The 12,962-nt window shown below is 63.8% G+C and carries 13 protein-coding genes; 6 read left to right on the top strand and 7 right to left on the bottom strand.

Annotated features, from left to right (window positions below; all coding sequences use genetic code 11):
* Positions 1 to 49: 49 nt before the first annotated feature.
* Positions 50 to 430: a DUF423 domain-containing protein gene (locus tag AC07R1_RS13060; RefSeq protein ID WP_011064026.1), complete on the bottom strand. Its 381-nt coding sequence runs from the start codon at positions 428 to 430 to the stop codon at positions 50 to 52.
* A gap of 74 nt (positions 431 to 504) precedes the next feature.
* On the opposite strand from AC07R1_RS13060, the gene mtgA reads away from it, so the two are divergent.
* Positions 505 to 1,227: a monofunctional biosynthetic peptidoglycan transglycosylase gene (mtgA, locus tag AC07R1_RS13055; protein ID WP_495110590.1), complete on the top strand. Its 723-nt coding sequence runs from the start codon at positions 505 to 507 to the stop codon at positions 1,225 to 1,227.
* Positions 1,228 to 1,373: 146 nt separating this feature from the next.
* Here mtgA and rpoH read toward each other — a convergent pair whose 3' ends face one another.
* The 4 genes from rpoH to ftsY all read right to left on the bottom strand — a co-directional run bounded on the left by rpoH (position 1,374) and on the right by ftsY (position 5,522).
* Complete coding sequence (rpoH, locus tag AC07R1_RS13050; RefSeq protein WP_011064028.1) at positions 1,374 to 2,228, bottom strand: RNA polymerase sigma factor RpoH; 855 nt, start codon at positions 2,226 to 2,228, stop codon at positions 1,374 to 1,376.
* Positions 2,229 to 2,341: 113 nt separating this feature from the next.
* Positions 2,342 to 3,364 (bottom strand): permease-like cell division protein FtsX, encoded by a 1,023-nt coding sequence (gene ftsX, locus AC07R1_RS13045; RefSeq protein ID WP_015637373.1) that lies wholly within the window; start codon positions 3,362 to 3,364, stop codon positions 2,342 to 2,344.
* The gene (ftsE, locus tag AC07R1_RS13040) at positions 3,361 to 4,032 is read right to left on the bottom strand and encodes a cell division ATP-binding protein FtsE (protein ID WP_011064030.1); all 672 of its coding nucleotides are present in this window, start codon (positions 4,030 to 4,032) and stop codon (positions 3,361 to 3,363) included. The genes ftsX and ftsE overlap by 4 nt, the downstream gene beginning before the upstream one ends.
* Positions 4,029 to 5,522, bottom strand: coding sequence for a signal recognition particle-docking protein FtsY (gene ftsY / locus AC07R1_RS13035; RefSeq protein ID WP_495110589.1), 1,494 nt, complete (start codon positions 5,520 to 5,522; stop codon positions 4,029 to 4,031). Before ftsY ends, ftsE begins: the two co-directional genes overlap by 4 nt.
* 355 nt (positions 5,523 to 5,877) lie before the next feature.
* Here ftsY and AC07R1_RS13030 point away from each other — a divergent pair, with 355 nt between their 5' ends.
* From AC07R1_RS13030 to AC07R1_RS13010, 5 genes are all read left to right on the top strand, one after another.
* Positions 5,878 to 7,233, top strand: coding sequence for a M16 family metallopeptidase (locus AC07R1_RS13030; RefSeq protein WP_072443566.1), 1,356 nt, complete (start codon positions 5,878 to 5,880; stop codon positions 7,231 to 7,233).
* On the top strand, positions 7,226 to 8,716 hold the full coding sequence (locus AC07R1_RS13025) for a M16 family metallopeptidase (RefSeq protein WP_072451807.1): 1,491 nt from the start codon (positions 7,226 to 7,228) through the stop codon (positions 8,714 to 8,716). The genes AC07R1_RS13030 and AC07R1_RS13025 overlap by 8 nt, the downstream gene beginning before the upstream one ends.
* Positions 8,716 to 9,336, top strand: a complete 621-nt coding sequence (gene rsmD / locus AC07R1_RS13020; protein WP_011064034.1) for a 16S rRNA (guanine(966)-N(2))-methyltransferase RsmD — start codon at positions 8,716 to 8,718, stop codon at positions 9,334 to 9,336. Before AC07R1_RS13025 ends, rsmD begins: the two co-directional genes overlap by 1 nt.
* A 131-nt stretch (positions 9,337 to 9,467) precedes the next feature.
* Entirely contained in the window at positions 9,468 to 10,469 is a 1,002-nt protein-coding gene (locus AC07R1_RS13015) for a hydrolase (protein ID WP_019095297.1), read from the top strand.
* Positions 10,462 to 11,292, top strand: a complete 831-nt coding sequence (locus AC07R1_RS13010; protein WP_011064036.1) for an AraC family transcriptional regulator — start codon at positions 10,462 to 10,464, stop codon at positions 11,290 to 11,292. The genes AC07R1_RS13015 and AC07R1_RS13010 overlap by 8 nt, the downstream gene beginning before the upstream one ends.
* A 101-nt stretch (positions 11,293 to 11,393) precedes the next feature.
* Here AC07R1_RS13010 and AC07R1_RS13005 read toward each other — a convergent pair whose 3' ends face one another.
* Together AC07R1_RS13005 and AC07R1_RS13000 are read right to left on the bottom strand one after the other, a co-directional pair.
* Entirely contained in the window at positions 11,394 to 12,248 is an 855-nt protein-coding gene (locus AC07R1_RS13005) for a sulfurtransferase (protein WP_053160329.1), read from the bottom strand.
* Positions 12,249 to 12,281: 33 nt separating this feature from the next.
* Complete coding sequence (locus AC07R1_RS13000; protein WP_011064038.1) at positions 12,282 to 12,953, bottom strand: TetR/AcrR family transcriptional regulator; 672 nt, start codon at positions 12,951 to 12,953, stop codon at positions 12,282 to 12,284.
* Between the last annotated feature and the right edge of the window lie 9 nt (positions 12,954 to 12,962).

Genomic DNA, 12,962 nt, shown 5'->3' with positions numbered 1-12,962 from the left:
AGGGGCCAGCATTCTAGCCCGATCATGACCTAAAGGTCAGCTACAAGCGTCAGCCGGCAACTTGCAGGCGCCAGGCGGCAAGCCCCAGCAGGAACCAGCCGACCAGGAAGGCCACACCGCCGAAGGGGGTGATGATCCCCAGCTTGCTGGTGCCAGTCAGGGTCAGCAGGTACAGGCTACCGGAGAACAGCAGGATGCCCAGGGTGAAGGCAGCGCCGGCCCAGGTCACCAGCCGCCCGGGAATATGAGCCGCCAGCAAGGCGACGCCGAACAACGCCAGGGCATGCACCAGTTGATAGGTAACACCTGTATGAAAAATAGCCAGGTAGTCCGTGCTCAGGCGGTTTTTAAGACCGTGGGCGGCGAAAGCGCCAAGGGCAACCCCGGTGAAACCGAAGAAGGCGGCCAGCATCAGGAAGCCACGCAACATGAGGAACTCCAGTCAGATTCAGCACAAAGGGTCTGTATAATGGCGCGCTCAACGGGTTCGGCCAAGCCATCTCTATGCTGCGTTATCTGTTTCGTCGTCTTGTAAAAGCCTTGATGTGGTTCATGGTCGGCAGCGTCCTGCTGGTGCTGCTGTTGCGTTTCGTACCGCCACCGGGCACCGCCCTGATGGTAGAGCGCAAGATCGAGTCCTGGGTCGACAACGACCCCATCGACCTGCAGCGCACCTGGAAGCCTTGGAATGAAATCTCCGACAACCTCAAGGTGGCGGTGATCGCCGGCGAAGACCAGAAATTCCCCGAGCACTGGGGCTTCGATATCGATGCAATCCAGGCAGCGTTGATCCACAACGAAAGGGGCGGCTCGATTCGTGGCGCCAGTACCCTGAGCCAGCAAGTGTCGAAAAACCTGTTCCTGTGGTCCGGCCGCAGCTACCTGCGCAAGGGACTGGAAGCCTGGTTCACCGCGCTGATCGAGGTGTTCTGGCCCAAGCAGCGGATTCTTGAGGTCTACCTCAACAGTGTCGAATGGGATGAAGGGGTGTTCGGGGCAGAAGCCGCGGCGCGCCATCACTTCGGCGTCAGCGCGGCCAATCTGTCACGCCAGCAAGCCAGCCTGCTAGCCGCTGTCCTGCCCAATCCAAGGGTGTGGAGCGCAGCACGTCCCAGCACTTATGTGATGCAGCGGGCGGGCTGGGTTCGGCGGCAGATGAGCCAGTTGGGTGGAGCCGATTACTTGAATCGGCTGAACGAGTCGCGCAGGGCGCCCTGGGCGGAGTAACCCGGATTTGGCTTTGCGCCGGTTCTTCTTGAGCATGTTCGAGATGGGTGCTGGGCTGGGGATTCGCCGGCAAGCCGGCTCCTACGCCAACCGCACAAACAAAAACGCCCCGAGGTAATCGGGGCGTTTTGCATGACGCTTCAGGCTTAAGCGGCGATGGACAGTTTCAGCTTGTTCATCGCGCTTTTTTCCAGCTGGCGAATCCGCTCGGCCGAAACGTTGTACTTCTGCGCCAGGTCGTGCAGCGTGGCTTTCTCTTCGGCCAGCCAGCGCTGGTAGAGGATGTCACGGCTGCGTTCGTCCAGCACTTCCAGGGCTTCGTGCAGGTTGCTGGTGGAGTTGTCGCTCCAGTCGGCATCCTCAAGTTGCAGCGCCGGGTCGTAGCGGTGGTCTTCCAGGTAGTTGGCTGGCGACTGGAAGGCGCTGTCGTCGTCCGCTTCCGCAGCCGGATCGAAGGCCATGTCCTGGCCGGTCAGCCGGCTTTCCATTTCCCGCACTTCACGAGGCTCCACGCCCAGGCTTTCCGCCACGCGGTGAACTTCTTCGTTGTTCAGCCAGGCCAGACGCTTCTTCTGGCTGCGCAGGTTGAAGAACAGCTTGCGCTGCGCCTTGGTGGTAGCAACCTTCACAATCCGCCAGTTACGCAGGATGAACTCGTGAATTTCCGCCTTGATCCAGTGCACGGCAAAGGACACCAGGCGCACACCCATTTCAGGGTTGAAGCGCTTCACGGCTTTCATCAGGCCAACGTTGCCTTCCTGGATCAGGTCAGCCTGGGCCAACCCGTAGCCGGAATAGCTACGGGCGATATGTACGACAAAACGCAGGTGGGCGAGCACCATCTGCCGAGCCGCCTCAAGATCCTGCTCATAGTAGAGACTCTCGGCCAGTTCACGCTCCTGCTCGGGTGTCAGCAATGGAATGCTGTTCACCGTGTGCACATAAGCCTCCAGGTTTGCGCCTGGAACCAATGCGTAAGCAGGTTGCAAAGAAGTGGTCATACGAAAAAACCTCCGACTCACATAACTCGTGCCGTTCAGCACTGCGAAAATTGACCGGAAACCGCGAAACAAGTTCCCAAAAATACTGAAAGGTCAATACAAGCAAAAAGATATTACTTCGGTGCCAGTTCCCTCAGGTGACGGGCCACCGCAATCCACGCACCGATATAACCCAACAGCACCGCCCCTAGCAAGAGCGACAGACCATCGGCAACCGGCACCCCCGCGAGGGCAAAATCGCTGCCATACAAGCCAGCCAGACCGATTACCGCATCGTTCAGCCAGTTCAGGCCAAACGCCAATACACCCCAGGACAGGATCCCCGCGCCGAAACCATACAGCGCCCCCATATAGAGGAAGGGCCGACGAACATAACTGTCCGTGCCGCCGACGAGTTTAATCACTTCTATCTCGGTGCGGCGGTTTTCAATATGAAGACGAATGGTATTGCCTATCACCAAAAGTAATGCAGAAACCAGCAGCACCGTCAGGCCGAAGACAAAGCGGTCCCCCAGCTTGAGGATCGCCGCCAGCCGCTCGACCCATACCAGGTCCAGTTGCGCCAGTTGCACCTTGGGCATTTCCGACAACCGCTGGCGCAGGGCTTCCAGGGTCGCCTTGTCCACTTCGTTCGGTGTGACCAGCACTACACCCGGCAGCGGGTTATGAGGCAGTTCGCGCAAGGCCTCGCCCAGCCCGGACTGCTGCTGGAACTCCTCCAGGGCCTTTTCCTTGCTGATGAACTCGGCATCCGCCACACCGGGCAGGCCCTTGATCTCTTCACTGAGCTTCTCGCCCTCGGTGGCAGAAGCCCCCAGATCCAGGTACAGCGAGATCTGCGCCGCGCGCTGCCAGGAACCGCCCAGGCGCTCGACATTATTGAGCAACAGCGACAAGCCCATGGGCAGGCTCAAGGCCACGGCCATCACCAGGCAGGTAAAGAAGCTGCCGATGGGCTGTTTGCCCAGGCGCCGCAGGCTGTCCAGCAGGCTGGCGCGATGGCTTTCGATCCAGGCGTGCAGCAGGGTGCCGAAATCCGGGCCGTCGTCCTCGTCACGCTTTTTCTTCGGCGGTGGTGCTTCGGAAGCCTTGGGCGCTACGCGCTCCGCCACTTTAGGGGTACGTGTAGCACTCATACGCCGGCCTCCCCGTCGCCGATCAAGCGTCCGCGTTGCAAGGTCAGCATGCGGTGGCGCATGCGGGCGATCAGTGCCAGGTCGTGGCTGGCGATCAGTACGCTGGTGCCCAGGCGGTTGATGTCTTCGAACACGCCCATGATTTCCGCCGCAAGACGCGGGTCGAGGTTACCGGTGGGTTCGTCCGCCAGCAGCAGAGCCGGGCGGTGGACGATGGCCCGGGCGATGCCCACGCGCTGCTGCTGGCCGGTGGACAGGTCGCCGGGGTACAGATCGGTCTTGTCCGACAGCGCTACGCGCTCCAGGGCCGAGTCCACCCGCTTGGCGATTTCCGCCTTGGACAGGCCGAGGATCTGCAGCGGCAGGGCGACGTTGTTGAATACGGTGCGGTCGAACAGCAACTGGTGGTTCTGGAACACCACGCCGATCTGCCGCCGCAGGAACGGGATCTGCGCATTGCTGATCTGCCCCAGGTCCTGCCCGGCCAGCAGCAGCTTGCCGGTGGTGGGACGCTCCATGGCCAGCAGCAGGCGCAGCAAGGTGCTCTTACCGGCGCCGGAATGGCCGGTGACAAACAGGAATTCGCCGCGACGCACGCGAAAGCTCAGCTCATGCAGGCCAACGTGACCGTTGGGGTAGCGCTTACCGACCTGTTCGAAACGAATCATGAACGCTCCCGCTCGGCAAACAGTGCCTGGACAAAGGGTTCGGCTTCAAAGGTACGCAAGTCGTCGATGCCTTCACCGACGCCGATATAACGGATCGGCAGGCCGAACTGCTTGGCCAGGGCGAAGATCACTCCCCCCTTGGCGGTACCGTCGAGCTTGGTCAGGGCCAGGCCGGACAACTGCACCGTCTGGTTGAACTGCTTGGCCTGGTTGATGGCGTTCTGGCCGGTACCGGCGTCCAGCACCAGCAGCACCTCATGGGGCGCGTCGGCATCGAGCTTGCCGATGACCCGACGGACTTTCTTCAGCTCTTCCATCAGGTTGTCTTTGGTGTGCAGGCGCCCCGCCGTGTCGGCGATCAGCACGTCAATGCCACGGGCCTTGGCCGCTTGCACCGCATCGAAGATCACCGAGGCCGAATCGGCACCGGTGTGCTGGGCGATGACCGGGATCTTGTTGCGCTCGCCCCAGACTTGCAGCTGCTCCACTGCCGCGGCGCGGAAGGTGTCGCCGGCGGCCAGCATGACTTTCTTGCCTTCCAACTGCAGCTTCTTCGCCAGCTTGCCGATGGTGGTGGTCTTGCCGGCGCCGTTGACGCCCACCACCAGGATCACGAACGGCTTGTTCTGGGCGACGATCTGCAGTGGTTGTTCCACCGGCTTGAGCATGCTGGTGAGTTCGGCCTGCAGCGAGGCATACAGCGCATCGGAGTCGGTGAGCTGCTTGCGTGCCACCTTCTGGGTCAGGTTCTGGATGATCACCGAAGTCGCCTCAACCCCGACGTCTGCGGTCAGCAGGCGGGTTTCCAGGTCTTCCAGCAATTCGTCATCGATGGCCTTCTTGCCCAGGAACAGGCTGGCCATGCCTTCGCCAATGCTGGCGCTGGTCTTGGACAGGCCCTGCTTGAGGCGAGCGAAGAAGCCGATCTTGCTCTCTTCGGCGGGACGGACGGGCTCGGTCACAGGCTCGGGCTCTGCCGCCACCACAACCGGCTCGGCTACAGGAGCAGGAGCAACAGGTTCAGGGGCGACAAATACCGGGGCAACCGGGGCTTGCACCTCGACCACGGGGGCCGGGGTAACCACCGGGGCTTCGACCACCGGCTCAGAGTGCACGGCAACAGCCGGAATCGGCGGAGCCACATGCTCGGCCTGGGCGTCTTCCACCAGGGCCACGGGTTCTTCCGCCACCGGCAGGGTCAACCAGGGCTTGTGCTCGGCGCTTGCCGCCAGCGGCAGGTCGGGCGCCGCGGGGGCCGCCGGTTCAGGCGCGATGTGCGGTTGCAGCACCGGCTCGGCCATTGGCAGCACCACCGGCTCGGCCGGGGCTACGCTGGCGGCAGGTTCGATGACCGGGGTCGGTGCCGGCTCGGCAGGCACTTGCGGCTGTTCGACGACGGGTTCCTGCGGCTTTTTGCGCAGCCATCCGAACAGGCCTTTCTTCTCGCCAGCCGCGGCTGGGGTCTTTTTGTCGTCGTTGGAACCAAACATGGAGACGGCTATCTCAAGGTAGCGATGCGCCACTGGGCGCCTCGGTAAATAAATATTCGATGCAGAACAGACTGTGTTTCATCCAGCTTGTTCACGCGCAACATGTTGTCGAAATGCCCAAAAGCACTTCAAGGAGCGATTTTACTAAAGGACTGGAACGGCAAAATCGGCGAAAAGTCGAAGTCTAGCTGGTAAATCAGGGCTTCTTGCCGGTAACTCATACAACCTGCTCAAGTACATGCTGATCCGCGAAGACCTGATAGGCGTGGCCGCCAGTAAAACGGATCAGTATCCTAGCACCTCCTCGCCCGCACAGGCTAAGACCAAGCGGGCAGCCCAACAGGTTTAAAAACGAATGAATGCTCTAGCCCGCCGCGCCGCAGGCCTGCTGCTCAGCACAGTTTGTCTGCCCCTTGCAGCCCTGGCTGCCGACCCTCAACCCACCCATGAATTCACCCTCGACAACGGCCTCAAGGTCGTGGTCCGCGAAGATCATCGCGCGCCGGTGGTGGTGTCCCAGGTCTGGTACAAGGTCGGCTCCAGCTACGAAACCCCGGGCCAGACCGGTTTGTCCCACGCCCTGGAACACATGATGTTCAAGGGCAGCGAGAAAGTCGGCCCCGGCGAGGCCTCCCTGATCCTGCGGGACCTGGGCGCCGAAGAGAACGCCTTCACCAGCGACGACTTCACGGCCTATTACCAGGTCCTGGCCCGCGACCGCCTGGGCGTGGCCCTGGAGCTGGAAGCCGACCGCATGGCCAGCTTGCGCCTGCCGGCCGACGAGTTCAGCCGCGAAATCGAGGTCATCAAGGAAGAGCGCCGCCTGCGCACCGACGACAAGCCGATGTCCAAGGCCTACGAGCGCTTCAAGGCCATGGCCTACCCGGCCAGCGGCTACCACACGCCGACCATCGGCTGGATGGCCGACCTGAACCGGATGAAGGTCGAGGAACTGCGCCACTGGTACCAGGCCTGGTACGTGCCGAACAATGCCACCCTGGTGGTAGTCGGCGACGTCACCCCGGACGAGGTGAAAACCCTGGCCCAACGCTACTTCGGCGCGATCCCCAAGCGTGACGTGCCACCGGCGAAGATCCCCATGGAGCTGGCCGAGCCCGGCGAGCGCCTGATCACCTTGCACGTCAAGACCCAACTGCCGAGCCTGATGCTGGCCTTCAACGTGCCGAGCATCGCCACCGCCGAAGACAAACGCGCGGTGAACGCCCTGCGCCTGGCCGCGGCCCTGCTGGACGGCGGCTACAGCGCCCGCATCCCGACCCAGCTGGAGCGCGGCGAAGAGTTGCTGTCCGGCGGCTCCACCAGCTACGACGCCTACACCCGGGGCGACAGCCTGTTCATGCTCTCGGCCACCCCCAACAGCCAGAAGAAGAAAACCATCGCCCAGGCCGAAGCCGGGCTGTGGCGCCTGCTGGACCAGTTGAAGACCACCCCGCCATCCGCCGAGGAACTGGAGCGGGTGCGAGCCCAGGTGATCGCCGGGCTGGTCTACGAACGTGATTCCATCACCAGCCAGGCCACCGCCATCGGCCAGCTGGAAACCGTCGGCCTGTCGTGGAAGCTGATGGACACCGAGCTTGCGGAACTGCAAAGCGTGACCCCGGAAGACATCCAGAAAGCCGCCCGCACCTATTTCACTCGGGAACGTATGAGCGTGGCCCATGTACTGCCTGAGGAGTCCGCTCATGATTAAGCGCCAGAAAGCTTCACCGGTCCTGCTGGGGCTGGCCCTGGTCGCCCTGCTCACCGCCGGCGGCCTGTACCTGTCGAACTCCGGCCAGACCAACGCCAGCCAGGCCCTGGACAACGCCAAGAGCAGCCAGAAACTGCAGTCTTTGGCCGAGCTGGACGGCAAGGCGCCCAGCCATCGCAACCTGGACGTGCAGACCTGGAACACCGCCGAAGGCGCCAAGGTACTGTTCGTCGAAGCCCGCGAGCTGCCGATGTTCGACCTGCGCCTGATCTTCGCCGCCGGCAGCAGCCAGGACGGCAACGCGCCGGGCGTGGCCCTGCTGACCAACGCCATGCTCAACGAAGGCGTGGCCGGCAAGGATGTAGGTGCCATCGCCCAGGGCTTCGAAGGCCTGGGTGCGGATTTCGGCAACGGCGCCTACAAGGACATGGCCGTGGCCTCGCTGCGCAGCCTGAGCGCTGTGGATAAGCGCGAACCGGCGCTGAAGCTGTTCGCCGAAGTGGTGGGCAAGCCGACCTTCCCCGCCGACTCCCTGGCGCGGATCAAGAACCAGATGCTCGCCGGCTTCGAATACCAGAAGCAGAACCCCGGCAAGCTGGCCAGCCTGGAGCTGATGAAGCGCCTGTATGGCACCCACCCTTACGCCCATGCCAGCGACGGCGATGCCAAGAGCATCCCGCCGATCACCCTGGCCCAGCTCAAGGCTTTCCACGCCAAGGCCTATGCCGCAGGCAACGTGGTGATCGCCCTGGTCGGCGACCTGTCCCGCAGCGATGCCGAGGCGATTGCCGCACAGGTCTCCGCCGCCCTGCCAAAAGGCCCGGCGCTGGCGAAGATCGAGCAACCTGCCGAACCCAAGGCCAGCATCGGCCATATCGAGTTCCCGTCGAGCCAGACCAGCCTGATGCTGGCGCAACTGGGCATCGACCGTGACGACCCGGACTACGCCGCCGTGTCCCTGGGCAACCAGATTCTCGGCGGTGGCGGCTTCGGCACCCGGCTGATGAGCGAAGTGCGCGAGAAGCGCGGCCTGACCTACGGCGTCTACTCGGGTTTCACCCCGATGCAGGCCCGCGGCCCGTTCATGATCAACCTGCAGACCCGCGCGGAAATGAGCGAAGGCACCCTGAAGCTGGTGCAGGACGTGTTCGCCGAGTACCTGAAGAACGGCCCGACCCAGAAAGAACTGGACGACGCCAAGCGTGAACTGGCTGGCAGCTTCCCGCTGTCCACCGCCAGCAACGCCGATATCGTCGGCCAGCTGGGCGCCATGGGTTTCTACAACCTGCCGTTGAGCTACCTGGAAGACTTCATGCGTCAATCCCAGGAGCTGACGGTGGAGCAGGTCAAGGCCGCCATGAACAAGCACCTGAATGTCGACAAGATGGTCATCGTCAGCGCCGGCCCCACCGTCGCGCAAAAGCCGTTGCCGCCCCCCACTGACAAACCCGCCGAGCAGCCGCTCGGGGTTCCGGAGCATTAATGGCCCGTCCAGCCCGTCCCAGCAAGAAACCCGTCCACAACCAGCACAATGGCGTGGGCCAGTTGCGCATCATTGGCGGCGAATGGCGCAGCCGCAAGCTGAGCTTCCCCGACCTGCCGGGGCTACGGCCGACCCCGGACCGAGTGCGTGAAACCCTGTTCAACTGGTTGGCGCCCTATGTGGCCGGGGCCAAGGTCATCGACCTGTTCGCCGGCAGCGGCGCGGTGTTTCTCGAAGCCCTGTCCCGTGGCGCCGCCACGGGCCTGGCCCTGGACAGCAGCAGCGTGGCCATTTCCAGCCTGCGCGAGCACCTGGGGACCCTGCGCTGCACCGTCGGCCAGGCCCAGACCGCCGACGCCCTGCGCTACCTGGAAACCCAGCCGGCCACGCCGTTCGACCTGGCCTTCCTCGACCCGCCATTCAATCAGAACCTGCTGCCCGCCGCCTGCGCCCTGCTGGAAGAGCGCGGCTGGCTGGCGGACGACGCCTGGATCTACACCGAAAGCGAAACCGCGCCATCGACCCTGGGGCTACCCGGAAGCTGGCGCCTGCACCGTGAACAAAAATCCGGGCAGGTGTATTACTCGTTGTGGCAACGTATGGCAGACAACGTCGCCTAGAACCTGATCACGACCTCGCGAGCAACGCTCAGGCCCGAGCCGCGCAGCAGATCGTAGACAGGCTCTCAAGCCGACCGGAACAAGGTACGCAGCCCGCCCGGGCTGCGCGCCGCTGCATCGAGACCCTCCCCGTGCCCGACTCGCCTGATCGCTTCACCCCCGCCTTCGGCCTTGGCAACCCGCACCTGCAGACCCTGTGGGGCCCGCTGTGGCGCCCGACCACTCATCTTGAGCGCCAGCGCGAACGCTTGTGGCTGGACGACGGCGACTTTCTCGACCTGGACTGGCACGGGCCCCATAGCGCCGACGCGCCCCTGGTGCTGGTGCTGCATGGTTTGACCGGTTCCTCCAACTCGCCTTACGTGGCCGGCCTGCAGCAGGCCCTGGCAACCCGGGGCTGGGCCAGCGCGGCGCTGAACTGGCGCGGCTGTTCCGGCGAGCCCAACCTGCTGCCCCGCAGCTACCACTCCGGGGCCAGCGAAGACCTGGCTGCAGCCATCGCTCACCTGCGGGCCAAGCGCCCCCAGGCGCCGCTCTATGCGGTGGGCTACTCCCTGGGGGGCAATGTGCTGCTCAAATACCTAGGGGAAAGCGGCAGCGACAGCCCGTTGCAAGGCGCCACGGCGGTGTCGGTGCCGTTTCGCCTGGACCAGTGCGCCGATCGCATAGGCCAGGGTTTTTCCAAGGTCTACCAGGCGCACTTCATGCGCGAGATGCTGGCCTACATCAAGGACAAGCAGCGCCAGTTCCAGCACGACGGCCGCCACGAAGGCCTGGCCACCCTGGCGCAACTGGGGCCGCTGACCAAGATGCGCACCTTCTGGGACTTCGACGGCCGGGTCACCGCGCCGCTGCACGGCTTTGCCGATGCCCAGGACTATTACCGCCGTGCCTCCAGCCGCTATTTCCTGGGGCAAATCCGCACCCCGACCCTGATCATCCAGGCCGCGGACGACCCCTTCGTATTCCGTCACAGCCTGCCCGAAGCCAGCGAGCTATCCGCCAGCACCCAGTTCGAGCTGCAGGCCAAGGGTGGCCATGTGGGTTTTGTCGACGGCAGCCTGAAACACCCCGGCTATTACCTGGAGCGGCGGATCCCGCAGTGGTTGGCTGGCCTGGATCGCCATGGATAAGCCAGCCCGGGAATCGATCCGCTTCTGGCAGAGTGCGCCCCTGGCCGGGGTCGAGTTGCTGGCCGCGCGTTACATCGAGCAGCGTTTCGTGCCCCATGTGCACGAGGGTTATGTGATCGGCATGATCATGGCCGGTGCCCAGCGCTACCGCTATCGCGGAGCCGAGCATTTGGCGGGCAGCGGCACCCTGGTGCTGATCAACCCGGACGAGCTGCACACCGGGGCCAAGGGCGTGGAAGACGGCTGGCTGTACCGCGCCTTCTACCCGGAGAACCAGCAGATATTCGGCCTGCTGGATGAACTGGAACTGCCCAGCGGCAGCCTGCCGGCCTTCGGCGCCACCTTGTACCGCGATCCGGACCTGGTACAGGGTTTTGCCCGCCTGCACCACCTGCTGGAAAGCCCGGCCACGGCCCTGCAACAACAGACCCAATGGCGAGAAATGCTGCTGTTGCTGTTGCAACGGCACGCCGGAGTGCGGGCACCAGGTGAACCCGGGCAGGAACACCGGGCCATCGTCCAGGCCAAGGAGTTGCTGCGCTCGCAGCTGGCGGCGCCGCCTTCATTGGAGGAACTGGCAGCAGCGGTGAACCTGTCACCGTTCCATTTCGCCCGGGTGTTTCGCCGGGCTACGGGGATTCCGCCCCACACCTGGTTGATGCAACAGCGCATCGCCAAGGCCCGGGCCTTGCTGCGTGATGGCTGCCTGCCCCTGGAAGTGGCGACACAACTGGGGTTTGCCGACCAGAGTCACCTCAGTCGGCAGTTCAAGCAGGTGTATGGGGTAGCGCCGGCGGCTTATCGCAGTGCCGTTCTGCAGTAGGGCGGTGCGGCTTTCGCGAGCAAGCTCGCTCCTACAGGTTCGCGGGGGCCTGCGGGCCGTAGGAGCTGGCTTGCCAGCGAAGGGGCTACGGGTAAAGGCCGTCAGTCACCGGTGGCGACAGGCCGCTGCGCATCGGTGATCCACTCGCTCCACGAACCGGCATACAGCCGCCCCAGGGGGTAGCCGGCCAGGCTCAGGGCAAACAGGTTGTGGCAGGCGGTGACGCCAGAACCGCAATAGGCCACCAGTTGCTGCGGGTCACGCCCGGCCAGTTTCTGCGCGAAACGCTGCTTGAGCTGATCGGCCGGTAGAAAGCGCCCATCCTCCCCCAGGTTGTCGGTGAACGCCGCGCATTGCGCCCCGGGAATATGCCCGGCCACCGGGTCGATGGGTTCCACTTCGCCACGAAAGCGCGGCAAGCCACGGGCATCCAGCAGGGTCAGGTCCGCCTGGCCCAGGCGCTTGCCCAGGTGCTCGGCATCCAGCAGCAGGCTGTGATCAGGGTGCCCGACGAACTGCCCCGGCGCGTTTTCCGGGGCATCCAGGCTCAGCGGCAGGCCAGCGGCGTGCCAGGCTTTCAGGCCACCATCGAGAATGAAAACGCCATCACGCTTGCCCAGCCAGGCCAGCAACCACCAGGCACGAGCGGCGTAGGCACCGGGACCATCGTCATAGAGCACGATCTCGCTGTCGTTATCGATGCCCCAGGCCTGCAGGCGCGCCACCAACTGCGCGGGCTCCGGCAACGGATGCCGACCGGTCACGCCCTTGATCACCGGCGCGCTCAGATCCCGGTTCAGGTCCGCGAAATGCGCCCCGGCGATATGCCCGTCGGCGTAACTGCGCTGGCCGTAATCCGGGTCTTCCAGAGCAAAGCGACAATCCAGAATCACCAGGCCGGGCTGCTGTTTCTTCTGGTCCAGGGCAAGCGGGCTGATCAACTGCGCGAGGGGCATGGCGGGCTCCTGTGAATAAGTTGGAGGTTGATCCTACTGCACTTCTTCCAGGGCTTGGGCCAAGGGCACATAAAACTCTTCGAACAGGCCGTTGACCGCTTCCCGGGCCTGGTCTGTGACGAAACCGGCCTCCAGCACCAGCACCTGGTACACCCCGCGCTTGATGGCTTCTTCGCTCAGGTGCGTGGAGTTTTCCCGGGTCGTGCACAGAAAGCGCACCCAGGAGGTGAGGATGATCCAGGCATTGAGGGTCAGGGATTCGATCTGCACCTTGTCCATGGCGACGATCCCGGCGTCGACGAAACGCCCGTAGATGGCCATGCCCTGGATCAGGCAGCGCTGGGAAAAGCGCCGGTAGCGCGCAGCCAGCTCGGGGTCGCTGTCCAGCAGGTGCTCCAGGTCGCGGTGCAGGAAGCGATAGCGCCACATGGCCGCCAGCAGAGCCTGCAGGTAGTAGCGCTTGTCTTGCACGGTGACCGCGCGCCCGGGGGGCGGTCGAAGGAAGCTGTCCACCAGGCTTTCGTACTCGGCAAACAGCACGGCGATGATCGCCTGCTTGTTGGGGAAGTGGTAGTACAGGTTGCCCGGGGAAATCTCCATGTGCGCCGCAATATGGTTGGTGCTGACGTTACGCTCGCCCTGCTGGTTGAAGAGTTCGAGGCTGAACTGGACGATGCGTTCGCGGGTTTTTATGCGTGGGGCCATGGGCGTGGG

This window comes from Pseudomonas sp. GW821-FHT07F01, from assembly GCF_059418825.1.
The sequence above is the reverse complement of the archived record's forward strand: the minus strand, read 5'-3'. Positions and strand labels throughout refer to the sequence as shown.

Coding starts and splice junctions, on each gene's coding strand:
- ftsX (WP_015637373.1), bottom strand. CDS start 3,364: ATGAGTGCTACACGTACCCCTAAAGTGGCGGAGCGCGTAGCGCCCAAG.
- rpoH (WP_011064028.1), bottom strand. CDS start 2,228: ATGACCACTTCTTTGCAACCTGCTTACGCATTGGTTCCAGGCGCAAAC.
- AC07R1_RS13060 (WP_011064026.1), bottom strand. CDS start 430: ATGTTGCGTGGCTTCCTGATGCTGGCCGCCTTCTTCGGTTTCACCGGG.
- ftsE (WP_011064030.1), bottom strand. CDS start 4,032: ATGATTCGTTTCGAACAGGTCGGTAAGCGCTACCCCAACGGTCACGTT.
- AC07R1_RS13005 (WP_053160329.1), bottom strand. CDS start 12,248: ATGCCCCTCGCGCAGTTGATCAGCCCGCTTGCCCTGGACCAGAAGAAA.
- AC07R1_RS13030 (WP_072443566.1), top strand. CDS start 5,878: ATGAATGCTCTAGCCCGCCGCGCCGCAGGCCTGCTGCTCAGCACAGTT.
- AC07R1_RS13010 (WP_011064036.1), top strand. CDS start 10,462: ATGGATAAGCCAGCCCGGGAATCGATCCGCTTCTGGCAGAGTGCGCCC.
- rsmD (WP_011064034.1), top strand. CDS start 8,716: ATGGCCCGTCCAGCCCGTCCCAGCAAGAAACCCGTCCACAACCAGCAC.
- ftsY (WP_495110589.1), bottom strand. CDS start 5,522: ATGTTTGGTTCCAACGACGACAAAAAGACCCCAGCCGCGGCTGGCGAG.
- AC07R1_RS13000 (WP_011064038.1), bottom strand. CDS start 12,953: ATGGCCCCACGCATAAAAACCCGCGAACGCATCGTCCAGTTCAGCCTC.
- mtgA (WP_495110590.1), top strand. CDS start 505: ATGCTGCGTTATCTGTTTCGTCGTCTTGTAAAAGCCTTGATGTGGTTC.
- AC07R1_RS13025 (WP_072451807.1), top strand. CDS start 7,226: ATGATTAAGCGCCAGAAAGCTTCACCGGTCCTGCTGGGGCTGGCCCTG.